This is a genomic window from Lentzea sp. NPDC092896 (assembly GCF_044754905.1).
Taxonomy (GTDB): domain Bacteria; phylum Actinomycetota; class Actinomycetes; order Mycobacteriales; family Pseudonocardiaceae; genus Lentzea.
On record NZ_JBIVPX010000005.1, the window covers coordinates 485,692 to 507,577 of the forward strand.

At 68.0% G+C, this 21,886-nt stretch carries 20 protein-coding genes and 5 tRNA genes; 20 read left to right on the forward strand and 5 right to left on the reverse strand.

Annotated elements, in window-relative coordinates:
• Window positions 1-7 precede the first annotated feature (7 nt).
• Entirely contained in the window at window positions 8-790 is a 783-nt protein-coding gene (locus tag ACIQF0_RS26680; RefSeq protein ID WP_401033498.1) for an anti-sigma factor domain-containing protein, read from the reverse strand.
• Window positions 787-1,407 carry a sigma-70 family RNA polymerase sigma factor gene (locus tag ACIQF0_RS26685; RefSeq protein WP_360031657.1) on the reverse strand — a complete coding sequence of 207 codons (621 nt, stop codon included), beginning with the start codon at window positions 1,405-1,407 and terminating at the stop codon, window positions 787-789. Before ACIQF0_RS26685 ends, ACIQF0_RS26680 begins: the two co-directional genes overlap by 4 nt.
• Before the next feature lie 256 nt (window positions 1,408-1,663).
• Between ACIQF0_RS26685 and ACIQF0_RS26690 the strand changes: the two genes are divergently transcribed.
• The 10 genes from ACIQF0_RS26690 (at window position 1,664) to ACIQF0_RS26735 (ending at window position 8,874) form a co-directional block, all read left to right on the forward strand.
• Window positions 1,664-2,089, forward strand: a complete 426-nt coding sequence (locus ACIQF0_RS26690) for an SsgA family sporulation/cell division regulator (RefSeq protein WP_030477975.1) — start codon at window positions 1,664-1,666, stop codon at window positions 2,087-2,089.
• A gap of 107 nt (window positions 2,090-2,196) precedes the next feature.
• Window positions 2,197-2,269: transfer RNA gene (locus tag ACIQF0_RS26695), tRNA-Gly, on the forward strand.
• 41 nt (window positions 2,270-2,310) lie between these two features.
• A tRNA-Cys gene (locus tag ACIQF0_RS26700) sits at window positions 2,311-2,382 on the forward strand.
• A 1-nt stretch (window position 2,383) separates the two neighbouring features.
• Window positions 2,384-2,455 (forward strand) — tRNA-Val (locus ACIQF0_RS26705).
• 171 nt (window positions 2,456-2,626) lie between these two features.
• Window positions 2,627-2,699, forward strand: a tRNA-Gly gene (locus ACIQF0_RS26710).
• Window position 2,700: 1 nt separating this feature from the next.
• Window positions 2,701-2,772, forward strand: a tRNA-Val gene (locus tag ACIQF0_RS26715).
• Between the two features lie 160 nt (window positions 2,773-2,932).
• A complete protein-coding gene (locus tag ACIQF0_RS26720; RefSeq protein ID WP_401033501.1) occupies window positions 2,933-3,520 on the forward strand; it encodes a TIR domain-containing protein in 588 nt (195 codons plus the stop codon).
• Between the two features lie 2 nt (window positions 3,521-3,522).
• Complete coding sequence (locus ACIQF0_RS26725; protein WP_401033503.1) at window positions 3,523-5,139, forward strand: tyrosine-protein kinase family protein; 1,617 nt, start codon at window positions 3,523-3,525, stop codon at window positions 5,137-5,139.
• Window positions 5,140-5,152: 13 nt separating this feature from the next.
• The gene (locus ACIQF0_RS26730) at window positions 5,153-5,752 is read left to right on the forward strand and encodes a hypothetical protein (RefSeq protein ID WP_401033505.1); all 600 of its coding nucleotides are present in this window, start codon (window positions 5,153-5,155) and stop codon (window positions 5,750-5,752) included.
• Window positions 5,749-8,874 (forward strand): ATP-binding protein, encoded by a 3,126-nt coding sequence (locus ACIQF0_RS26735; RefSeq protein WP_401033507.1) that lies wholly within the window; start codon window positions 5,749-5,751, stop codon window positions 8,872-8,874. Before ACIQF0_RS26730 ends, ACIQF0_RS26735 begins: the two co-directional genes overlap by 4 nt.
• A 43-nt stretch (window positions 8,875-8,917) precedes the next feature.
• Here ACIQF0_RS26735 and ACIQF0_RS26740 read toward each other — a convergent pair whose 3' ends face one another.
• Window positions 8,918-9,544 carry a hypothetical protein gene (locus tag ACIQF0_RS26740; protein WP_401033509.1) on the reverse strand — a complete coding sequence of 209 codons (627 nt, stop codon included), beginning with the start codon at window positions 9,542-9,544 and terminating at the stop codon, window positions 8,918-8,920.
• A 218-nt stretch (window positions 9,545-9,762) separates the two neighbouring features.
• On the opposite strand from ACIQF0_RS26740, the gene ACIQF0_RS26745 reads away from it, so the two are divergent.
• Together ACIQF0_RS26745 and ACIQF0_RS26750 are read left to right on the forward strand one after the other, a co-directional pair.
• Window positions 9,763-9,939: a hypothetical protein gene (locus ACIQF0_RS26745; protein WP_360031645.1), complete on the forward strand. Its 177-nt coding sequence runs from the start codon at window positions 9,763-9,765 to the stop codon at window positions 9,937-9,939.
• Window positions 9,940-10,041: 102 nt separating this feature from the next.
• Complete coding sequence (locus ACIQF0_RS26750) at window positions 10,042-11,241, forward strand: multiprotein-bridging factor 1 family protein (protein ID WP_401033512.1); 1,200 nt, start codon at window positions 10,042-10,044, stop codon at window positions 11,239-11,241.
• Here the strand turns inward: ACIQF0_RS26750 and ACIQF0_RS26755 are convergent.
• A complete protein-coding gene (locus ACIQF0_RS26755; protein WP_401033514.1) occupies window positions 11,232-14,111 on the reverse strand; it encodes a BTAD domain-containing putative transcriptional regulator in 2,880 nt (959 codons plus the stop codon). The two genes, ACIQF0_RS26750 and ACIQF0_RS26755, sit on opposite strands and share 10 nt — an antisense overlap.
• A 131-nt stretch (window positions 14,112-14,242) precedes the next feature.
• Here ACIQF0_RS26755 and ACIQF0_RS26760 point away from each other — a divergent pair, with 131 nt between their 5' ends.
• Window positions 14,243-14,815, forward strand: a complete 573-nt coding sequence (locus tag ACIQF0_RS26760) for a hypothetical protein (protein ID WP_401033516.1) — start codon at window positions 14,243-14,245, stop codon at window positions 14,813-14,815.
• A gap of 89 nt (window positions 14,816-14,904) precedes the next feature.
• The gene (locus ACIQF0_RS26765) at window positions 14,905-15,834 is read left to right on the forward strand and encodes a hypothetical protein (RefSeq protein WP_401033518.1); all 930 of its coding nucleotides are present in this window, start codon (window positions 14,905-14,907) and stop codon (window positions 15,832-15,834) included.
• Here the strand turns inward: ACIQF0_RS26765 and ACIQF0_RS26770 are convergent.
• Window positions 15,829-16,230: a PPOX class F420-dependent oxidoreductase gene (locus tag ACIQF0_RS26770; protein ID WP_401033520.1), complete on the reverse strand. Its 402-nt coding sequence runs from the start codon at window positions 16,228-16,230 to the stop codon at window positions 15,829-15,831. The genes ACIQF0_RS26765 and ACIQF0_RS26770 overlap by 6 nt on opposite strands.
• 67 nt (window positions 16,231-16,297) lie before the next feature.
• On the opposite strand from ACIQF0_RS26770, the gene ACIQF0_RS26775 reads away from it, so the two are divergent.
• From ACIQF0_RS26775 to ACIQF0_RS26800, 6 genes are all read left to right on the forward strand, one after another.
• The gene (locus ACIQF0_RS26775) at window positions 16,298-16,807 is read left to right on the forward strand and encodes an HAD domain-containing protein (RefSeq protein WP_401033521.1); all 510 of its coding nucleotides are present in this window, start codon (window positions 16,298-16,300) and stop codon (window positions 16,805-16,807) included.
• 68 nt (window positions 16,808-16,875) lie between these two features.
• Window positions 16,876-17,997: an extracellular solute-binding protein gene (locus tag ACIQF0_RS26780; protein WP_360031632.1), complete on the forward strand. Its 1,122-nt coding sequence runs from the start codon at window positions 16,876-16,878 to the stop codon at window positions 17,995-17,997.
• Entirely contained in the window at window positions 17,994-18,914 is a 921-nt protein-coding gene (locus ACIQF0_RS26785) for an ABC transporter permease (RefSeq protein WP_401033524.1), read from the forward strand. The genes ACIQF0_RS26780 and ACIQF0_RS26785 overlap by 4 nt, the downstream gene beginning before the upstream one ends.
• Window positions 18,902-19,684, forward strand: coding sequence for an ABC transporter permease (locus tag ACIQF0_RS26790; RefSeq protein ID WP_245822219.1), 783 nt, complete (start codon window positions 18,902-18,904; stop codon window positions 19,682-19,684). The genes ACIQF0_RS26785 and ACIQF0_RS26790 overlap by 13 nt, the downstream gene beginning before the upstream one ends.
• 4 nt (window positions 19,685-19,688) lie before the next feature.
• Window positions 19,689-20,720, forward strand: coding sequence for an ABC transporter ATP-binding protein (locus tag ACIQF0_RS26795; RefSeq protein ID WP_401033525.1), 1,032 nt, complete (start codon window positions 19,689-19,691; stop codon window positions 20,718-20,720).
• Window positions 20,717-21,850: a low temperature requirement protein A gene (locus ACIQF0_RS26800; protein ID WP_401033527.1), complete on the forward strand. Its 1,134-nt coding sequence runs from the start codon at window positions 20,717-20,719 to the stop codon at window positions 21,848-21,850. The genes ACIQF0_RS26795 and ACIQF0_RS26800 overlap by 4 nt, the downstream gene beginning before the upstream one ends.
• Window positions 21,851-21,886 lie beyond the last annotated feature (36 nt).

Genomic DNA, 21,886 nt, shown 5'->3' on the forward strand with positions numbered 1-21,886 from the left:
TTGGGATTCAGGCGGGTGCAACCTGACCGCCTGCCAGCACCTCCGAGGGTTTCGGCGGGGCTTGGCGGCCTGGTTCGAGCGACACCGCGAAGGTCGTGTGCTTGTGCGCGTCGGCGGACCAAGACAGCAGTTGCGGGTCTGTGGTGCCTGCGCGCACGTCGAACACCGCCAACGGTACCGGCGCTTTGGTACTTGCACCCCAAACTACGTAAACGTGGCCCGTGTCGTTCGGTTTGAGGTTCATCGGCATCACGGCGCCCGAGGTCGGGTTCGAGAGGACCACGGCCACCTCGTTGCCTGAGGTCGTGCGCAGGACCGCCCTGTTCGTGGCCGGGTCCGCGGCCAGGGAGAGGGCCTTGTTCAGGTCGTCGGTGCGTGCCTGTGCGGCCGTGACCTCGCTCGAGAGTTGGTTCACGCGCACGCCCAGGTAGCCGGCGCCTGCCAGTACGGCCAACGCTGCCGCGGCGGCCAGCAGTACGCGGCCGGTGCGGCGGCGGTGTTGCGGGCGCAGCGGGATCGGAGCCGCGTGGCGCGGGGTGTGTTGCTCAGGCACTTCCTGGGGGATGTGCTCGATCTGTTCCATCAGCCTCGCGCGCAGGCGGGGTGGTGGTTGTTCCTGGCGGACCGCGCCGCCGATGCCCGCCAGCACCTCCTGCGTCGCCTCCACCGTGCTCTGGCACGTGGTGCAGGTCGGCAGGTGGTCGCGGACCAGTGCTTCCTCGTCGGGCTCCAAGGAGTGCATCGCCCAGCCGACGGCGAGCTCCTCCTGAGCGCACAGGTCGCCGTTCACCGGTGAACTCCCGTCGTCTCGCCGGTCTCTCCGGCCCACAAGTTCCCCAACGTGCCTCTCAGGCGTCTGATCGCCGCGAACGTGCGCGATTTCACAGTGCCCAGGGGTACGCCTGTCAGCTTTGCCACTTCGCACTGCGTGTAGCCACCCAGATAGGCGAGCGCTATTACCTGGCGCTGTTCTTCCGGCAGCGTGTGCAGGGCCGCCCTGACCTCGGCGCTCACCACGCTGACCAACGCTGCGTGGTCGGAGCCCTCGGCAGGAGGGGAGACATCGTCGGTGAGGGGAACAGTCCGACGACGCTGAGTGTTCTCTTTACGTACGGCGTCCACCGCGCGGTGGTGAACCAAAGTCATCAACCAGGTGCCGAAACTTCCGCGGGCGGGGTCGAACCTGGCGGGGTTCCGCCAGAGCGCGAGGAAGGCTTCCTGGACGACGTCCTCGGCCAGGTCCGGGTCGACGCAGATGCGCCTGGCCAGCGAATACGCTGGTGTGCTGTAACGGTCGTACAGCTCACCGAACGCCGGCCGATCGCCCTGTGCGAGTCTTTGCACGAGCTCGAAATCAGTCGGCCGGCCGTCGCTCGACGCGACGGTTGGTCCGGGCGAGTCAGCCACCAGAGATGTCCTCACGTCCAACATTCGCGCAACAGCCGGTACCGGGTTCAGGTTAGACCCAGCAAGATGGGAGTCGCTGAACGTCGGCTAACGAGCGAGGAGGACACGGAGCGCGTGCATACGGTCGCGTTGCGGAGTCAAGCTGACCCGATGGGGTGATCTGGGCCCGATTCGCGAGCGTTCCTCGCCACATGCACGTCACAACTAAGGTGCTCGGTCGTTTCATTGACCGGGAAGGGAGAAGAGGGTAACGACGATGCGCAACGATCACGTGACGCTCCGCTCGACAGCGGTCTTCGACCTGCTGGCACCGAGGACCCCCGCGGTCCCGGTTCAAGTGGAGCTGCGATACGACACAAAGGACCCGTACGCGGTCGTCGCCGCGTTCCGCACCGGCCGCGCCGGTTGGGTCGAGTGGGTTTACGCCCGCGACTTGCTCGCCGACGGTCTCATCGCCGACGCCGGTGACGGTGACGTCCGGATCCGCCCCGCCGCCGACGACCCCGAGGTCGTCGTGATCGAGCTGAGCTCGCCTTCCGGGCACGCCATGTTCGAGGCGTCCGCCCAGGAACTCGCCGACTTCCTCGACCGGACCTACGACGTCGTCGTGCCGGGCAACGAGCACCTCTGGGTCAACGTCGACGAGGCGCTCACGCACCTCATCTCGAACGACCTCAGCTGAATAACCCGAGGTAGGGGGCCCGCGATGGCGATGCGGGACCCCCCGGTGAAACCCGCTTGAACCGCTCGTATAAGCTTTGTTTCAACATCATGAAGTCAGTGATGAACGCGGATGTAGCGCAGTTGGTAGCGCATCACCTTGCCAAGGTGAGGGTCGCGAGTTCGAGTCTCGTCATCCGCTCTGTGGTTCCCCGGCGCTAGCCGTCGTGGAGTCATGCTCCTGGCGGAGTGGCCGAGTGGCTTAGGCAAGGGCCTGCAAAGCCCTGTACACGGGTTCGATTCCCGTCTCCGCCTCGGACGATTAGCTCAGCGGGAGAGCACTACCTTGACACGGTAGGGGTCACAGGTTCAATCCCTGTATCGTCCACTTCGGATCATCAGCGGGGCCAGGTGCACAGCGCACCTGGCCCCGCTGTCGTTCGCGCACCTATTCCGCAGTCGGCCGGCGCCCTCCTACAAGCTCAAGATCAGCCGATTTGGAACTTCGGGGGACCGTCGGATAAAGTTCCTCTCGCACCACGGGAAACCGGCGGGGCACGCGGATGTAGCGCAGTTGGTAGCGCATCACCTTGCCAAGGTGAGGGTCGCGAGTTCGAGTCTCGTCATCCGCTCGGACGATTAGCTCAGCGGGAGAGCACTACCTTGACACGGTAGGGGTCACAGGTTCAATCCCTGTATCGTCCACTCTCAAGAAGCCCTCGATCAGCATGATCGAGGGCTTCTTGCTGTTCCGGGGTGAAGCGCGCAAGACATCCAGTTTTTGTCCAATTCCGGTCGGCGCAGCTGAAAATGCCCACTTTTTTGTCTTTTATCGACCGGGGTGGCGCACCTACCGTTGTGCGCTGTGTCCTACAAGTACGATTTCTTCATCAGTTACTGCCGATACGGCAGTGTGCAGAGATGGTTGATCAACCACTTCCTGAACAAGTTCAAGGAATGTCTGGCAGATCAGTACGCGCCAACTCCGACGGTGTACGTCGACCGCACGATGGAGCGCGCCGTGCACTGGCCGTCGAACCTGCAGGACGCCCTGCGTCACAGCAAGATCATGATCCAGCTCCTGACGCCGCAGTACTACGAGTCGCGCTGGTGCATGGCTGAGCAGAAGAGCATGCGGGCCAGAGAGGAGATGCTCGGTGTCGCGAGCATCGACGTCTCCCAAGGGCTGATCTACCCGATCCTCTACTCCGACTCCGAGAACTTTCCGCCCAAGGAGAAGGAAAGGTCGTGGGTGGATTTCAAAGACGTGGCGCACCCGGACCCGGTGTATCAGCAGAGCCGGAAATACCTTCGATTCCACACGCGGGTGAACGATCTCGCGGCCGATCTCGTCCGGCTCGCCAAGCAGGCGCCCCCGTGGCAGCCGGACTGGCCGGACGTCGATCCACCGGAACCCCCTCTTCTGCCACCACCCCAGATACCGAGGTTCTGACCATGGCCGGGACCGTCATCACCTTCTACTCGTACAAGGGCGGCGTCGGTCGCAGTTTCACCATGGCCAACATCGCGGTGCTGCTCGCTCGCTGGGGTTATCGGGTTCTCACGATCGACTGGGACCTCGAAGCTCCCGGGCTGCACCACTACTTCGCGCCGGTGCTCCAGGCAGCACCGAATGGGGGCGTGATCGATCTCGCGCACGATTTCCTCGCCGGCGCGAAAGAACCCACCACCCACGTCGTGAAGGCCGCGGTAGGGGGCAACGGCACGCTCGAGTTGCTGGCCGCGGGGAAGATGGACCGCTCCTACATGCAGCGGATGCAGACGATCGACTGGGAGAAGCTCTACGAGAAGGGGTTCGCGACCTTCCTCGAGGTGTGCCGCGACCGCTGGACCACCGACCACGACTTCGTGCTGATCGACAGCAGGACCGGCATCTCCGACATAGCCGGCATCTGCACGGCTCACCTGCCGGACCGCCTGGTCGTCGTCTTCACCGCCAACGACCAGAACCTCGACGAGGTCGTGGACATCACCCGCCGCGCCGACGACGCGCGAGACCGGATGCCCTACGACCGGCCCCGGCACACCGTGCTCCCCGTGCTGTCCCGGCTGGACAACCGGGTCGAGTACGAACGTGCGGACAAGTGGCAGCGCAAGTGCGCCGCGGTGGTCGCCCCGCTGTTCGAGAACTGGCTCGTCAAGAGCGTTCCGGAAGATCTGATGCTGCGGCATCTCACGGTCCCGTACGTCTCCTACTGGAGTTTCGGCGAGCAGTTGCCGGTGCTGGAGGAGCTCGTCCCGTCCCCCGACCAGATCTCGTACGCGCTGGAGACCATCGCCGCGGTGATCGCGCAGGGGTTCGACCGGACCGACGTGCTGGAGGACAACCGCGACGCCTACGTCGCGGCCGCGCGCAACCACCACCGCGACTTCGACCTCGACCTGCTGGTGTCCAGTCCCCGGACGCTGTTGAAGGCCACCGAGGAGCTCATCACCGAACTGACCGCGCTCGGGCTGCGGGCAGATCGCTCGGTGTCCGGCGACCCGGAGATCCTCGAGAAGACCGGTGATCCGGCCGAGCACCTGTGCCTCCTGGTGGACGGACTGGCGAGCCGGTGGCAGATCACCGAGGCCGAGCGCTTCCTGCGGCACACCATCGGGCCCGAAGGCGATCAGCGGCAGTTGTTCTGCGTGCTGACGAAGAACACGGATCGAGACGAGCTACCGGGCTTCCTGCGCAATCTGCGGCATCTGGAACTCGGCGCGCGTCCGGAGCTGGTCGCGCGGCAGCTGCACGCCCTCATCCAGGGGACCCCCGAGCACGAACCGAACCACGAGGCACTGATGGCGGCCGCGACCGCGTTGCGAGGCCTTCCGGACGAGATGCCCTACGCCGGCCGGTTCGTGCTCGTCCAGGAAGCCGTCCACGGCATGACAGCGGCGCTCGACAGCGGCGCGATGGAACTGCTCCACGACCACTCGGCTGATCTCGCACTGATCAGCAAGGCGCACGGCAACGGCGCCAGGACCCCGATGCCACCGGAGCTGCGAGCCGCCGTGGGAGAGCTGCTCGCCCGGATCGATCGACGACTCGACGCGTTCACCGACTGAGAAAGGCGGCGTGATGCCGGAGAAGTTTGGCGCCCCGGAACGTGCGGTGCTGATTGTGCTGGTCCTGGCGAATCGGGCGATGCCCAACACGGAGCTGGGCAGCCAGGTCAGGCTCACCAAGCCCGGTCGTGAGAAGTTGAACAAGGCCGGCTTGATCCGGACGGACGACACCGTCACGCCGATGGTCCACGAGATCACCGACGAAGGAATCACCTGGTGCCTGAAGGATCTTGTCGATGGTGAGCTGCCGCCGAGGACGCCGTCGTACGCACGCGCTGGCTTCGGGCTGCTGCGGAAGCTCGTCCTGCACCACGATGCCCGCGGGACGCTCATCGAGGTGATCCGGTCCCGGGACCTGGAGTCGTTGATCCGGTCCGTCTACGAGGAACTGGCCGTCGAAGCGCAGGACTGGATCCGGCTCGCCCGCATCCGGCCCCGGCTCAACGGCGCGGACAAGGGCGAGGTCGACGAGACGCTGGTGAAGATGATGAAGACCGGCACCGTCCACCTGGCGCCCGAGTCCAACACCAAGGTGCTCACCGCCGAAGACCACGCCGCCGCACTGCGGGTCGGCAGCGAGGATCTGCACCTCGTGGCGATGGAGGAGTCGTGACCGCGCAGTTGCGGGAAGCGTTGGCCGCGTTGCGGTTCAACTCCGCCGAGACCCCGGACGACGTCTGGCGCACCTCGCCGTCCCACGTCGACGGTCTGCACACGAGAGCGGAGCACCGCATCCGGACAGCGATCGCGGATGCCAGGGACAGCACCGGTTCCAACCCCATCGGGCTCGTCCTGCAGGGGCGGAAGGGTGTCGGCAAGACCCACCTGCTGGGCACCGTGCGCAGCATGGTGCAGGAAACCGGTGGCTACTTCTTCCTGATCGAGGTCACCTCGGCGGCGATGTTCTGGGACGACGTAGCCGACTCCATGCGCAGCGAGCTGCTCCGCACCGACGACAGCGGCCAGCTCCAGCTCATCCTCCTGCTGCGGCAGTTGTGCCGGGGTGCCGACATGTCCGAGCAGGTCACCAAGGCGATCGTGAACGAGGCGCCGCTGAAGCCCGATCACCTGACCGCTCTCATCGACGGGCTGCGCAAGGTCGACGCCCGGATCGCTAGCGAGTGCGACGAGGTGATCCGCGCGCTGGTGCTGTACGCGTCCAGGCATTCGTCGATCGGCAGGAACTACCTCGAGGGGCTGGACGACGCGGACGGGGAGCGCCGCGGGTGGGGCCTGTCCGCCAGGACGAAGTCCTCGCAGCAGGTGGTGCGGGACATCTCGCGCGTCCTCGCGATGACCGGTCCCTGTGTGGTCGCGATCGACCAGTTGGACACCGTCGTCAACAAGACCCTCGACCTCATCGAGGATGATCTCAGCCCGGAGGAGGCGCGGGAGCTCGCGCTCATGTCGGACGGGCTGATGCAGCTGCGCGAGATCACCCGGCGAACGCTGACGATCGTCGCTTGCCTGCCCACCACGTGGATCAAGCTGCGCCAGGCGGCCAGCGACACCGTCGGCGACCGGTTCACGCTGACACCGATCCTGGGCTCCGTCACCGATCCCTCGATCGCCAGGACACTCGTGGCGAAGTGGCTCGCCGTGATCTACCAGAGCAAGGGGATCACGCCTCCTCACCCGACCTGGCCGGTGGCGGCGGAGGCGTTCGGAGAAGACTGGAGGGAAGAGACCCCGCGCACGTTGCTCAAGCGCCTTCACTCCCACGCGGAGGCGTGCCTGCACGGCGAGGTCCGGGAACTCCGCTCGTTCCAGGAGCCGGAACAGCAGGAGACGCCCGCGCCGGCGGTCCCGTCCGCGCCCAAGGCAGGTCCCGTACCGGACTACCTCGCCGAACTCGACGCCAAGTTCGCGCGGCTGCGGGAGAAGGCCGCGCCCGCCGCCGCCGAAGTCAGGTCGCAGAACGAGGACGACGTGATGCCGGCGCTGTTGCTGGCAGGGCTGAGGTCGTGGGTCACCGAGATCGGCAACGACGATCTGGCGTGGCATCCCGAGCCCCAGGCCCAGGACAAGAGTCTTCACGCGAGCCTGCGGCACACCGTGGACGAGGAACGGGACGTCGAGGAGCGTTGGGTCTTCCGGCTGATCGCCAGCAGTCACGGCAACAAGGTGCTGCGCAAGTTCCGCAACGCGCGTGCGGCGGCCGAGGACGGACGCGGCAGGCACCTCGTCCTGATCCGCAAGGGCTCCACCGGCTGGACCGGGGCGAAGACGAAGGGTGAGGTCGCGGAGTTCGTGCAGCGCGGCGGCAAGAGCGTCGACGTGTCCGACGACGACCTGCGCACGTTCATCGCGCTCAAGGAGATGTGGTTGTCGCAGTCGCACCAGCTGCTCGCATGGCTGGTGGCGCGGAAACCGGCCAGCAGCAACACGTTCCTGCGGAAGATCCTGCCGGATCCGGCGAGGAGCGGGACCAGGAGCGGGCACCAGGAGACACGCCCTCCGCCGCGGCCGGAGCAGGCGACGCCCCAGCAGACGCTCCAGCCGCGGTCTGAGCCGCGGGCCGACGGAGCGATCGTGCTCGGGATGGACGGCGAGATCCGGATCGAGCTGGAGTCGTTGCGCAAGCACGCCATCGTGTTCGCCGGGTCCGGCAGCGGGAAGACCGTGTTGTTGCGCCGGATCGTCGAAGAGTGTGCGCTGCAAGGTGTTTCGGCGATCGTGCTGGATCCCAACAACGACCTGGCCCGGCTCGGGGACGCCTGGCCTGAGGTTCCGGGGGAGTGGCGGGCGGGCGATGACGCTTTGGCCGCCGAGTACTTTGCCGGGACTGAGGTTGTGGTGTGGACGCCTGGACGGGCTGCCGGGCGGCCGCTGAGTTTTCATCCCCTGCCCGATTTCGCCTTGGTGCGAGGGGATGAGGACGAGTTCGGGGCTGCTGTCGAGGCCGCTGTGGCTCGGTTGGTGCCTCATGCGCGGATTGCCAACGAGACGAAGTTCGCCGTTCGCGGGCGGGCGGTGCTCAAGGAGGCGTTGAAGTACTACGCGCGCAACGACAGGCGGGACCTGAACGGGCTCGTGGACCTGTTGGCCGAGTTGCCGGACGGCGTCAGCAAGTTGTACTCGGCGACGGCCACGGCGGCTGATCTGGCGGAGACGCTCAGGGCCGCGATGGTCAACGATCCGCTGCTCGCGGGCACTGGAGAGGCCACGGATCCCGGGGTGTTGTTCGAGCCCTCGCAGGGGAAGAAGGCGCGGATCTCGGTGATCAGCTTCGTCGGGCTCGCGTCCGACGAGCAGCGGCAGGGGTTCATCAGCCAGTTGCAACTGGAGGTGTTCGCCTGGATCAAGCGGAATCCCGCTGTGGATCGGCCGCTCGGCGGGCTGATGGTGATGGACGAGGCGCAGACGATCGCGCCTTCCGGGCAGGCGACGGCCAGCACGCAGACGACGATTCTGCTGGCGTCACAGGCTCGTAAGTACGGGCTCGGGTTGTTGCTGGCGACGCAGGCGCCCAAAGGCGTGCACAACCAGGTCACCGGCAATGCGACCACGCAGTTCTTCGGGCGCTTGAACAGTCCTGCGCAGATCGCCGCGGCCACGGAGATGGCGCGAGCGAAGGGAAGTTCGATCACGGACATCTCGCGGCTCGAACGCGGGCAGTTCTACGTCACCGGGGACACGTTCGGGTTCCGGCGAATGCTCGCTCCGCTGTGCCTGAGTCATCACCCGCCCAGCCCGTTGCGGCTGGAGGAAGTGATCGAACGAGCCAAGCAGTGAGAAAGGGCGGTGTCCCCACGACGGGGGCACCGCCCTTTTCGCGTCACGCGGTCGCGGTCAGCATGTCCTCGATTCGTTGCCACAGCGTGGAGAACAGCTCCGGGGACTCGCCCAGGACGACGAAGTTCACGATGTCGTCGTCGCGCACTTCGAGTGCGTACACGGCGTCGTTCGCCCGTTCGACGCGCACCGCGACCGTCGTGCCGCCCAGGTGCAGGGTGCCGGCGAGACCGCGCCTGGTGAGTGCGGGGGACGCGGCGGCGAACTGTTCGGCGAGGGTGCGCAGGGCGCTGCTGGGCGCGGGAGGCTCCGGCTGCTTGAGCGCCGCCACCAGGTCGGCGACGGGAACGCGGTCGTGGCCCGCGGTCTCGGCGGCCTCGATGCGGGCGACGAGGGTGTTGACGAGATGCTCGTCCGCCCGCAGGTACGTCACGTTCGACGACGTGGGCTGCTCGCCGGTCAGCACCGGCAGCACGTGCTCGCGGTCGTTCACGATCTCGTCCACGGTGGACACGAACGGCACGAGGAAGCGCACCTCTGCCTGCGGCAGGTCGTTGCTCTCCAGCACGGTCAGGCCGCGCTGACGGCACGCCTCGACCACCTCGTCGACCACGGCGCGCTGTTCCTCTGCGAACGACACGGCGATGTCGCAGGTCGCGGATTCGGTCACTCCAAACCTCCCTGATGACGACCGGCCGGCGGCCGGGCGCGTGCAGCATCCACGGCCGGTGTTGACCAGAAGTGGATGAGGAGTGGACGTGTTGACCACCTCGGTGGGCAACGGGAAACACCTGTTTTCAGGCTTTTCCAGGACGAATGCTCGAAGGGAGCCCGCAGAGAGCGGGCGAAATCCGGAAATCAATTCCGACTCCCTTCGGAGGATTCGCCATGTCCAAAATCGTGTCCACTTTCGTCGCGGGTGGCGCCACCCTGCTGACCGCACTCGCCGTCGCCGCCTCCCTTTCCGGTGGCGTCGCGGCCAACGCGGACGGCAACCCGCCGCCGCCTCCCACGACGACCACCACGGAGACCCAGGACGGCCACGGCAACCCGTGGCACGGATGACCTGACGCAAATGCGCCCCGGCCATTTCTCGAAACGGCCGGGGCGATTGCGGAGGAACGGTCGGGATGATGTACTCGGTAGACGCCGGAGCGGGAGGCAATCATGTCCGAAACTTTTGGTGATTTGCTGCGCGCACACCGCATCGCGGCGGGACTGTCGATGGGACAGCTGGCCAAGCTGATCCATTACAGCAAGGGTTATCTCAGCAAGATCGAGAACGATCTCAAACCGCCGACCCCGACGGTGGCGCGGCTGTGCGACGGGGTGCTGGACGTCGGTGGCCGGCTGGTCGAGGCCGCCGCCCACACGCCGTCCTCGCGGGACACCAGGGGCCTCGATCGGCGTCAGGTGCTGGTGGCCGGAACGATGCTCGGCGTCGGCGCGTTCGCCGGCAGCGGAGGGCGGCCGGTGCCGGACGAACACGTGATCGCCGGGATGCGCTCCTCGTTCGAACAGTTGCGCGGCCTGGGACTGCGGACCAGTCCGCAGGTGGTGCTCGAACCGCTGCGCGCCTTGCAGCACACGATGCACGGCATGGCGCGGGAGAACGCCGGACCGGTGGGCACCCGGCTGCTCCTGCTCGCCGCGCGCATCGCCGAGTACACCGGCTGGATGTGCCAGGAGGCGGGTGACGAGCAGGGCGAGCTGTGGTGGACCAGGCACGCGTCCGAACTCTCCCGTGCGGCGGGAGATCCGGACATCGCGAGCTACGCGTTCGTGCGGGAGGCCGGCCTGGCGCTCTACCGCAGGGACGCGTCCGCCACGATCAACCTCGCACAGCAGGCGCAGTGGATTGGCAGGGCCGGCTCACGCGTCCTCGCCCTGGCCGCCCGGCGCGAGGCGCAGGGCCACGCGCTCGCGGGCGACCGGGGTGCCGCGGAACGGGCGTTCGACCGTGCCGCGCGTCAGATGGAGATCGCCGCGCCGGACAGCCCGTACCCGGTGCTCGGGTCGAGCGCTCCCGACCCGCTGGAACTGGCCAGGGGCTGGGCGTTGTCCGATCTCGGGCTCAACGCCGAGGCCGCGGTCGTGCTGGACCGGCAGCTCGCGCTGGTGCCGGCCACGTCCCGCCGCAGCCTGGCGAGGTTCGGCGCCCGGCGTTCGCTCGCGCTCGCGTTGTCGGGCGAGGTCGACGAGAGCTGCCGCACGCTCGCCTTCACCCTGGACCACGCGGCGCACGTCGACTCCGCGACGGTGCGAACCGAGCTGAGGCAGCTCGCCAGAATCCTGGGCCGGTGGCACAACCACGGTGCCGTGCGCGAGGTCTACCCCGATCTGAAACGACTGTTCGTTCACCGCTGACCGCACGCGCACGTCAGCTCGGCCCGTTCCCGCCGCACCTCCTCGGCCTCCGGCTGGTCGAGCTCGCGGTACACGGCCTCGGCCATTTCCCAGTGCGCCACGGCTTCCGCGTGCCGGCCCAGAGCGTGCAACGTTCGTGCGGCGCCGATCTGGCCGTACGACTCGTGCGTGCGGTTGCCGGTACCCGTGGCCACGTCCAGCAACTCCTGGTAGAGCAGCAGCGCCGCGCCCGGCCGGCCGCGGTCCTTCTCCGTGGCCGCCCGGTCGCGCAGGAGGCTTCCCCGCAGTTCCGCGTCGGCCAGCCCGGCGGCGGCCCTGGCCGCGAGGTCGTGGTGGTGCACCGCTTCGGGGAACCTGCCCGCGAGCCGGTGGGCGTCGGCGATGTTGGTCAACGCGTAGGCCGCCACGCAGAGGTCGTCGAGTTCGACCGCGATCTCGTGCGCCTCCAGGTGATGGAGGATCGCCTCCTCGAGCATCCCCAGGTGCTGCTGGTTCGCTCCCAGGTTGTTCAGCACGTGGGCGAGCCCTTGCCGGTGGCCGCTCTCCCGCAGGAACCGCACGGCGGCTTCCTGTTGTGCCACCGCGACTTCGTACCTGCCGTGCTGCTCGTTGAGGTAGCCGAGCAAGCTCAACGCGTGCCCCTGGCCGCGCACGTCCCCGCACTGCTCGTACTTCGCCAGCGCGGCCTCGACATGCCTCATGGCCTCGTCGTGCGGACCGAGTTGCATCTCCGAGATGCCGATCGCGCACAACGCCGCGGCCTCACCGGCCACGTCGCCCAGCCGGGTCCAGCACGCCAGCGCCTGTCCGGCCAGGTCCAGCGCCTCGGTGTGCCGGCCACGCCGGTCGTTGGCGATGGACAGGCGGTAGAGGACGTGTGCTCGGCCGTAGTCGCCGTCCGGCCGCACGGAACTGACGGCGTCGATCCAGTCGTCGATCCGGTTCGCGGTGTTGAAGTGCCGCCAGATCAACGAGGCGAGCAGCCACGCGCGGTCCGAGTCCGCCTGCTTGATCGCGGCCATCAGGTTGTCGCGTTCGGCGATGATCCACGCCATCGCCTCGTCCTCGAGCGCGAACCGCAGACTCCGCGGGCTTTCCCGTTCGACGGAGGGCAGGGCGGCGCGGTCGAACGGGTACGCGACGTTCACGGCGTCCGCGAGCGTCACGAGGTAGAAGTCGAGCAGGCGCTCCAACGCGCCCGCGGAGGGAGGTTCGAGAGCGGCGAACTCCTTGATGGAGTCCAGCATCTGGTACCGCTCCGGCGCGACCTCTTCCAGCAGGCAGACCTCGTGCAGGTCGTGGAGCAGCTTGCGAGTGACGGCGATGTCGGTGCCGATGAGCGCCGCGGCGCCGACGATGTCCACGTCGGGTCCCGGCAGGTGTCCGAAGAGACGGAAGACCTGCTGCTGGTGGGCGTCGAGCTGCCGGTAGGAGGCGTGGATCGCGGCGCCGTCCTCCCGCCACGCCCCGGTGTCGTCCAGCTGGCCGATCAGGTAGTCGAGCGACCACCTGTCGTGCTTGCGCAGCAACGCCGCCGCGACGGTGATCGACACCGGCATGTACCCGCATCGCTTCACGAGCCCGGCGACGTCCGCGGACCTGCCGCGCACGCGCGACGAGCCGTTCGTCAGCCTCTGGAACAGCGCGGACGCGTCGCCGGCCGGCATCGGAGCCAGCCGCACGTGATCGCTGATGTCCGGCTCGCCCATCTTCCTGCTCGTGACGACGGCGAAGCACTCGCGCGTCTCGGGCAGCAACGGCCGGATCTGCTCGGGTGACGCCGCGTTGTCCAGCACCACCAGCGTTTTCGTGCCGTAGAGCCGCGACTGGTAGACCGTCGCCTTGCGGCCCACCGTGTCGGGGATCTGCTCCGCGGGCACGCCCAGGTCGGTGAGCAGCTGGCTCAGCGCGTCCGAGACGGACATCGGCGCCACGTTCGGCGTGAAACCGTTGAGGCGCACCAGGAGCTGGCCGTCCGGGAACCGGTCGCGCAGGCGGTGCGCGGCTTCGACGGCCAGGTCGGACTTGCCGACGCCGGGTGGGCCGCTGATCCACACGGCGCGCCGTTCGTCCGAACCGGCGGCGGCCGCGGCGATCTTGTCCAGCTCGTCGGACCGGCCGGTGAACGCGCCGGGGCGGGACGGCAGCGAACTGGCCGGTTCACCGCGCCGGGCGCGTTCCGCGAGGTTGCGCAACACGGTTCCCGGCTCGATGCCGGACTCGGCGAGCGCACCGGACGCGGTGTCGAAGACCCGGAGCGCACCCGCGCCGTCGCCGCCGGCGATCAACGCCCGCATCAGGAGCTCGGCGTACTTCTGGTGGTCGGGGGAGGTGCGGGTGGCGCGGCGCATCCGGTCCCTCGCCGACCGGTGGTCGCCCGTGACGAGTTCCAGTTCGGCCAGGTCGCCGAGCGCGTCGTGGTAGCTCTCCGTCGGCACGAACACCTCGGCGCCGCCGACCCTGTCGATGTCGATGTCGTCGAGGAACCGGCCGCGCCACAACGCCACCGCCTCGCGCAGCAGGTCGATGGCCCGGCGCTGGTCGTTGTCCTGCTGGGCGAGCGCAGCCTCCCCGCGCAGCCGGTCGAAGCGGACCGTGTCGATCTGGTCCTCGTCGACGCGAAGCACGTACCCGGTCGCCGTCGTCTCGATCTCGGCATCGGTGGGTTCGAACGCCGTGCGCAGGCGCTTGATGTAGCTGCGGACCAGGCTCCGCCGGTCCGGGTTGCCCTGCCACACGATCTCGGTGATCCGTTCGGGTGACACGGGTTTGTTCGCGTGCAACAGGAGTACGACGAGGATGAAGCGTTGTTGCTGGTCCCCCAACGGTACGGCGGTGTGGTCGTGCCACGCCTCCAGTGGACCCAGCATTCGAAATTCCACGCCGCCTCCCGGTCTGAAGCTCTCGTCTGGGGGGAATGTCGCGCAAGGTCCCGTCTGCGTGTCACCGAATCAGCTTTTTGTCCACGTTTGATCAACGCGATCCGGTAACGGTGCACGGCATGGACCGTGAGGTGTTGCCTTGTTACGTGGTGTGCGATGTGTCCTTCTCGATGGCCGGCCACATCGACGAGGTGAACGCCGGCATGCGGGAGTTCCGCGGTGTGGTCCACGCGGATCGCCGCAGCGGTGCCCAGATTCGGCTCTGCGTGGTCGTTTTCGCGGAACGGCCGCTGGTCGTGCGGCCTTTGTCGCCCGCGCTCGATCCGCTCGAAGTTATTCGACCGCGCCAGGAATCGGGTTCTGCCTTCGGATCCGCGTTCACCCTCGTGCGCACCGTCATCGAGCGCGACGTGGAGAGCCTGAAGGCGCAGCGACTGCGCGTGCGGCGACCGATGTTGTTCTTCGTCTCGGACGGCAGGGCCACGGATCCCGCCTGGCCCGCCGCGCTGGAACGGCTCAGCGCCACGACCTCGTGCCCGGAGATGATCGCGTTCGGGTTCGGGGCCGTCGACCAGCCCACGCTCGACCGCATCGGCAGCTCGCGGGTCTTCCTCGGCGGTGACGGGGTGCGGCTGGGCATCGCGCTGGCCTCGTCGGTGGCGCGGACGGTGCTGCGCCCGGACCACGTCTGACCGATCCACGGCGTGTCCACTTCTCGTCCACATGGCCGACGCAACCTGCCTCCGCAGCACGTGAGCACGCAAGGGGAGGAGAACCGGGGATGACGACGGCGAGCCTGGTCCAGGAGCTGAAGACCCTCCGCAAGGGGCGAGGGGTGCACGCGGGACGGATCACGGACAAGATCGGTCCGGCGCTGGCCGCGGCGTGCGGGATCACCGAGGCCGACGGGGCGGTCGCGGCCAAGCAGAAGCTGGTCACCCGGCTGACGGACCTGGTCGAGCAGCTCCCGGAGGACCTGCACCTCGCGGCACGGGTGGCGTTCGGCCTCATCTCGGACGTCCGGCACCCGCTCTACCAGGAGCGCGTCGGCTGGCTGGCGGCCACGATCGACCGCGACGCCCGCACCGTGCGCCGCCGCGTCGACGAGGCAGTGGACCAGCTGGCGGAGCTCGCCGCGACGACCATGCGCCGGGACGCGGGCGGCTGGCACACCGCGGAACTGGCCGTGGCGGTGATGCTGGACCAGGAACGGCCGGAGGTGCTGGAGCGCTACCAGATCGTCGTGAACCAGGACGGGGTGACGTCGTTCGACTTCGTCGCCGCGTTCCCCGTGCACCGGCGGGACGTGGAGGCGCAGCTCCTGTATGGAGGCACGTTGCAGGACCGGGGCAACCTGGACCGGCCCGGCTTCCGGCTCGTCCCGGCCGAACCACTGGCGCGGGGCGAGACCCACGACTTCGCGATCCGTTACCGGCTGTCCCACCGTGACGCCATGCGTCCGTGCGTGCTGCACGTGCCCGAACGGCCGTGCGAGGTGTTCGACCTGCGCGTGCGGTTCGAGCACGACCGCAAGCGGCTGGTGCGGGCGTTCGACGGCGTGCTGCGGTCCGATGCGGAGCCGGTCGGGACGACGCAGTCCGTGGACCGGGCGGGGGAGATCCACCTGCGGTTCCGGCGCCTGCTGCCCGGCCTGCTCTACGGCGCCCGGTGGGGCAGCGCGGCGGTGTGCCCCGCGCGCAGGGCCTCATGACCGGCGGGGCTCGTACCAGGTCTCGCCCACCGGATCGCCCGCCATGTTCCACGCCCAGATCCTGGTCGGGGTGATCCGGCAGTAGACGCCGGGGCCGACGATGCCGGTGCGGGTCTCCGGGTCGTCGGCGGTGCCGTAGACGCGGATCGCCCGCGCGACGAACGGGGTGAACGAGACCAGGTCGTCGACCACGAGCGACACCTTGCGGCGGCCGGCGGTGATGTTGCGGAACTTGCGGGTGTTCCTGACCTGGTCACCCGCGCCGCCGACCCAGAGGTGCGTGCCGTCGTACTCGAACGCCAGCGGCACCACGTCCGGCCAGCCGTCCTCGTTGATCGTGGCCAGGCGGGCCAGGGGCTGTTCGCGCAGGTAAGCGATCTCCTCATCGGTGAACATGCCCCCTATACGAACAGGGGCGGGCGTTTTCGACCACCGGGCGGGCCGTCCGGGCATGCTGGACGGGGTGAGACCGCTGATCCTGATCGACGTCGACGGGCCGCTCAACCCGTGGGCCGCTAACCCCAAGCCGGGCAACTACCGGCCGTTCGACCTCAAGGTCGGCTGGCGGCGCAGGCTCCGCATCTGGCTCGACCCCGGTCACGGCGACCAGTTGAGACAGCTGGCGGACGAAACCGGCGCCGAACTCGCCTGGGCCACGACCTGGCTGCACCGGGCGAACACCGAGATCGGACCGCGTCTGGGCCTTCCGCCGCTCAAGGTGATCGAGTTCCACGACGCGACCGGCTGGAAGTACCCGGCGGTCGCCAGGTACGCCTACGAGAGACCTCTCGTCTGGTTCGACGACGACTTCGGGCTGCACGCGGCGCGCCGGGAGGAGTTCGTCCACAAGCGACGGCACCTGACCACCGCGCTCGTCCACGTCGATCCCGGTACCGGGATCTCGGCACAACACCTCAGCGAAGCGCGGAAAGCATTCGGCGGCAACCCCGGGGACGCCGAGAATTCACGGTAGGAGTCGAGAAGGTCTCAACCGGCGCGGCTGGCTTGACAACGAAAGCATCCCGAGCCAATCCTCCGCTCGTGCTGAAGCGAGGGAACGTCACGACGAAGTTGATTGGCGTCGGCGCGTTGGTGCTGGCGGTGGCCGCCTGTGGCGCCCCGCCCGCCAAGGAGACGCCGGCTGGTGCTGCCGGAACCGCGAAGTCGGCGAGTGAGCTCGGCGGCATGGACAAGCTGGTCGAGGCCGCCAAGAAGGAGGGCAAGCTCAACGTCATCGCGCTGCCCCCGGACTGGGCGAACTACGGCGAGATCATCAAGGCCTTCGAGGCCAAGTACGGCGTCAAGGTCGACTCCGCCCAGCCGGACGCGTCCAGCCAGGAGGAGATCAACGCCGCCAAGCAGCTCAAGGGCAACGACCGCGCGCCGGACGTGTTCGACCTCGGGCTGAACGTGGCGCTGGCCAACAAGGACCTGTTCGCCCCCTACAAGGTCAGCACGTGGGACGACATCGCCGCTGAGCTCAAGGACGCGGACGGTGCGTACTACGGCGACTACGGCGGCTTCATGTCGATCGGCTACGACGCCGCGAAGGTGCCGGCGCCGACGAGCGTGAAGGACCTGCTCAAGCCCGAGTACAAGGGCAAGGTCGCGCTCAACGGCGACCCGACGCAGGCCGGTGCCGCGTTCTCCGGCGTCATGATGGCGGCGCTGGGCAACGGCGGTTCCGCCGACGACATCGCTCCCGGTGTCGAGTTCTTCAAGCAGCTCAAGGCCGCCGGCAACTTCCAGCCGGTCGACCCGTCGCCCGCGACCATCGAGTCCGGTCAGACGCCTGTCGTCATCGACTGGGACTACACCAACGCCGCCCAGACCGAGAAGCTCAAGGGCAAGCTCGACTGGAAGGTCGTCGTCCCGGCCGACGCGCAGATCGGCGCCTACTACAACCAGGCCATCAGCAAGGACGCGCCGCACCCCGCGGCCGCCCGCCTGTGGCAGGAGTTCCTCTACTCCGACGAGGGCCAGAACCTGTACCTGAAGGGCATGTCCCGCCCGGTGCGCCTGGACAAGATGGGTGACAAGGCGGACAAGGCGGCGAAGGACAAGCTGCCGAAGACCGAGGGCAAGCAGGTGTTCCAGACGCAGGCGCAGGCCGACAAGGCCAAGGCCGTTCTCACCGCGACCTGGGCGCAGGCCATCGGATGACCTCAGTCGCTCCCGTAGCGGCGGCAAAGCCCGGCGGTCCTGCCCCGAAGAAGGGTGGGGCCGCCGGTCGGCCATCTGTGGCCGCCTGGCTCGTCGCGGTGCCGTTCCTGGCGTTCGTCGGCACCTTCCTCGTCTACCCCACGGTGCTCGTGCTGTTCGGTGCCTTCCAGGACTCCAACGGCGCGTTCACGTTCGACAACCTCACGACCCTGTTCACGGGCGTTGTCTTCGACGCCTTCGTGCGCAGCATCGAACTCTCCGCGCTCACGGCGGTCATCGGCGCGATCTTCGGCGCGCTGCTCACGTGGGCGATCGCGGTCGGCAACCCCGAGGGGATGCTGCGCCGGATCGTCGTCGCGGGTAGCGGTGTGCTCGCCCAGTTCGGTGGCGTGCCACTGGCGTTCGCGTTCCTCGCGACGGTCGGCTTCGAAGGTCTCGTCACGAAGTTCCTGCGTGACAACGTTGGCATCGACCTGTTCGCCGGCAGCGCGTGGCTGTTCGACCTGCCTGGTCTGACGCTCGTCTACACGTTCTTCCAGATCCCGTTGATGGTCATCGTGTTCCTGCCCGCGCTGGACGGCCTGCGCCCGCAGTGGCGTGAGGCGAACGCGAGCCTGGGCGGCACGAGCTGGACGTACTGGCGGCACGTCGGCGGCCCGATCCTCACGCCGCCGTTCCTCGGCGCGCTGCTCCTGTTGTTCGCCAACGCCTTCAGCGCCTACGCCACGGCCGCCGCGCTCGTCTCGCAGGGCAGCCCGATCGTGCCGCTGCAGATCCGCGGGTTCCTCACCGGTGAGGTCGTGCTCGGCCAGGAGAACCTGGGCAAGGCGCTGGGCCTCGGCATGGTGATCGTGGTCAGCATCGCGATGGGCGTGAACGTGCTGCTGCAGAAGAGGGTGGCCAAGTGGGTTCGCTAGTGAAGCAGCGCGTCCTGCGCACGATCATCCTGCTGATCCTCGGCGTCTACTTCATCCTGCCGCTGATCGCGATGGCGGAGTTCTCCACGCGCGGCAAGGGCGGCAGCCGCAGCCTGGAGTCGTGGACGTCGATCGTCGACGACGAGGGCCTGATGGAGGCTCTCGTCAACTCGCTGCTGTTGTCGGTGACGAGTGCGGTGCTGATGCTGGTGCTGCTCGTGCCGACGATGGCGTGGATCCGGCTCAGGCTTCCCCAGCTGCAACGGCTCGTGGAGTTCCTGTGCCTGCTGCCGCTGGCGATCCCCGCGATCGTGCTGGTGGTCGGCATGGCACCGCTCTACGCGTGGGTGAACTTCTTCCTCGGCGACTCACCGCTGACGCTGACGTTCGCGTACACGATCCTGGTGCTGCCGTTCGCCTACCGCGCGGTCGACGCCGGTCTCGCCGCGATCGACCTGAAGACGCTCGCCGAAGCCGCGCGCAGCCTCGGCGCGTCGTGGTTCACGGTGCTGTGGAAGATCGTCGTGCCGAACATCCGCGTCGCCCTGATCGGTGCGTCGTTGCTGAGCGTCGCTCTGGTGCTCGGCGAGTTCACCATCGCGTCGCTGCTCAACTTCGACACGCTGCAGGTGCAGGTGAACCTGCTCGGCAAGCGCAACGCGGGCGTGTCCATCGCGGTGTCGCTGCTGTGCCTGCTCTTCGCGTTCGTCCTCCTGTTCGCACTTTCCTACGTCGGCCAGCGGCGCCGTCAGACCGTGGTCGAGGAGTAAGCACATGGGTCACTTGGAACTCAAAGGGCTGCGCAAGTCCTTCGGTGGGAACGCGGCTTTGGACGGTCTCGACCTCGAACTGGCCGAGGGCGAGCTCGTCTCGTTGCTCGGCCCGTCGGGCTGCGGCAAGACGACGGCGCTGCGCATCGTCGCGGGCTTCGAGACGTCCGACTCCGGCACGGTCACCGTGGGCGGCAAGGACATCACGAAGGTCCCGGCCAACAAGCGGGACATGGGCATGGTCTTCCAGGCCTACAGCCTCTTCCCGAACATGACCGCGGCGCAGAACGTCGCGTTCGGCCTGAAGATGCGCAAGGGCGACGCCAAGAAGGCCGGCGAACTGCTGGAGCTCGTCGGCCTCGCGCACCTCGGTGGCCGTTACCCGCACCAGATGTCGGGTGGTCAGCAGCAGCGCATCGCGCTGGCGCGCGCTCTGGCGATCCAGCCGCGCGTGCTGCTGCTGGACGAGCCGCTGTCCGCGTTGGACGCCAAGGTCCGCGTGAACCTGCGGGACGAGATCCGTCGCATCCAGACGGAGCTCGGCATGACGACGCTGTTCGTCACGCACGACCAGGAGGAGGCGCTCGCCGTCTCCGACCGCGTCGGCGTGATGTCGCACGGCAGGCTGGAGCAGCTCGACACCCCGTCCGTCGTCTACCGGGAGCCGGCGACGGCGTTCGTGGCGCAGTTCGTCGGCGTCACGAACAGCGTCGAGGCCAAGGCGGAGGGCCAGACCGTCGTGGTGAACGGTGTCACGGTGGCCGCGTCGCACGACCAACCGTCCGGAAGCGACGTTCGCCTCATCGTGCGTCCCGAGGACATCGGCGTCTCCGCGCACGACGGCGACTCCAATGGCAAGATCGTGGGCGACGTGCTGACCCAGTCGTTCCTCGGGCCGGTCACGCGGATCTCGGTCAGGGTGGGTGAGCAGGTGCTGCGCATCGACCAGCCCTCCAACACCGCCTCCGCCTACCAGCCCGGCACGCGGGTCGCGCTCGACCTCAGCGAATCGCGGATCATGGTGGTGCCTGGATGATCAAGAAGCTCCTCGCGCGCGACACGGCGGAGACCCACCGGGTCGCGACGCCGTTGGAGCTGCTGTTCGACCTCAGCTTCGTGGTGGCGGTCGCCCAGGCCGCCGCCTCGTTGCACCACGCCGTGTCGGAGAACCACGCGGGCGCGGGCCTGCTGGCGTTCTGCATGGCGTTCTTCGCGTTGTGGCTGCCCTGGCTGAACTTCACCTGGTTCGCCAGCGCGTTCGACAACGACGACACGCTCTACCGGATCATCACGATGGTCCAGATCGCCGGCGTGCTGGTCATCGCGGCCGGCATCCCGGCGGTCTTCGAGCACCAGGATTACCGGATCGTCGTCGCCGGCTACGTCGTCATCCGGCTCGCGATGGTCGCGCACTGGCTGCGGGCGTCGCGCGACAACCCGTCGCACAAGGGCTGCACGCGCCGGTACGCCGCGGGCATCGCCGGCATGCAGGTGCTGTGGGTGTTGTGGGTGGTCGTCGCGCCGACGAGCCTGCAGCTCCCGCTGTGGATCCTCTTCATGATCGGCGAGTTGCTGGTGCCGGTCTGGGCGGAGCGCAACGAGGCGACGACGTGGCACCCGCACCACATCGCGGAACGGCACGGCCTGTTCACGCTGATCGTGCTCGGCGAGTCGATCCTGGCGGCCACGCTCGCGTTCCAGAAGGGCTTCGACACCGGCGTCAACCTCATCTCGCTCGCCGCGGCCTCACTGGTCATCGTGTTCTCGGTGTGGTGGATCTACTTCGAGGCGCCGTCGCACCTGCACAACCTGAAGAAGGCGTTCCTGTGGGGGTACGCGCACCTGTTCATCCTCGGCTCGATCGCCGCGCTCGGTGCCGGCCTGGCGGCTTCGGTGGACTACGACCTGCACCTCTCGCACGCGCCGGGCACGACGGTCGCCGCGTTCACGACGGTGCCGCTGGCCGTGTTCTTCCTGTGCGTCTGGTACGTGCAGGACTGCCCCGGCCAGGCGGGGGTGCGCAAGTACCTGCTGCCGCTGGGGTCGCTCGCGGTGCTGGCGGCGACGTTCGGGCCGGCGCCGATCCACGTGACGGCGGGGATCGCGCTGGTCCTCTGCATCGCGACGCGGTTGGTGCAGTCGGCCGATCAGCGCGTGGCGGTGTGAGGCACTTTCGCGTCTTCTCGTCCTTCTGACACCGGT

What these genes read in the sequence shown, in the direction of transcription:
- ACIQF0_RS26690 (WP_030477975.1), top strand. Translation starts at nt 1,664, where the DNA reads ATGCGCAACGATCACGTGACGCTCCGCTCGACAGCGGTCTTCGACCTG.
- ACIQF0_RS26725 (WP_401033503.1), top strand. Translation starts at nt 3,523, where the DNA reads ATGGCCGGGACCGTCATCACCTTCTACTCGTACAAGGGCGGCGTCGGT.
- ACIQF0_RS26730 (WP_401033505.1), top strand. Translation starts at nt 5,153, where the DNA reads ATGCCGGAGAAGTTTGGCGCCCCGGAACGTGCGGTGCTGATTGTGCTG.
- ACIQF0_RS26745 (WP_360031645.1), top strand. Translation starts at nt 9,763, where the DNA reads ATGTCCAAAATCGTGTCCACTTTCGTCGCGGGTGGCGCCACCCTGCTG.
- ACIQF0_RS26750 (WP_401033512.1), top strand. Translation starts at nt 10,042, where the DNA reads ATGTCCGAAACTTTTGGTGATTTGCTGCGCGCACACCGCATCGCGGCG.
- ACIQF0_RS26755 (WP_401033514.1), bottom strand. Translation starts at nt 14,111, where the DNA reads ATGCTGGGTCCACTGGAGGCGTGGCACGACCACACCGCCGTACCGTTG.
- ACIQF0_RS26760 (WP_401033516.1), top strand. Translation starts at nt 14,243, where the DNA reads ATGGACCGTGAGGTGTTGCCTTGTTACGTGGTGTGCGATGTGTCCTTC.
- ACIQF0_RS26765 (WP_401033518.1), top strand. Translation starts at nt 14,905, where the DNA reads ATGACGACGGCGAGCCTGGTCCAGGAGCTGAAGACCCTCCGCAAGGGG.
- ACIQF0_RS26770 (WP_401033520.1), bottom strand. Translation starts at nt 16,230, where the DNA reads ATGTTCACCGATGAGGAGATCGCTTACCTGCGCGAACAGCCCCTGGCC.
- ACIQF0_RS26785 (WP_401033524.1), top strand. Translation starts at nt 17,994, where the DNA reads ATGACCTCAGTCGCTCCCGTAGCGGCGGCAAAGCCCGGCGGTCCTGCC.
- ACIQF0_RS26795 (WP_401033525.1), top strand. Translation starts at nt 19,689, where the DNA reads ATGGGTCACTTGGAACTCAAAGGGCTGCGCAAGTCCTTCGGTGGGAAC.
- ACIQF0_RS26800 (WP_401033527.1), top strand. Translation starts at nt 20,717, where the DNA reads ATGATCAAGAAGCTCCTCGCGCGCGACACGGCGGAGACCCACCGGGTC.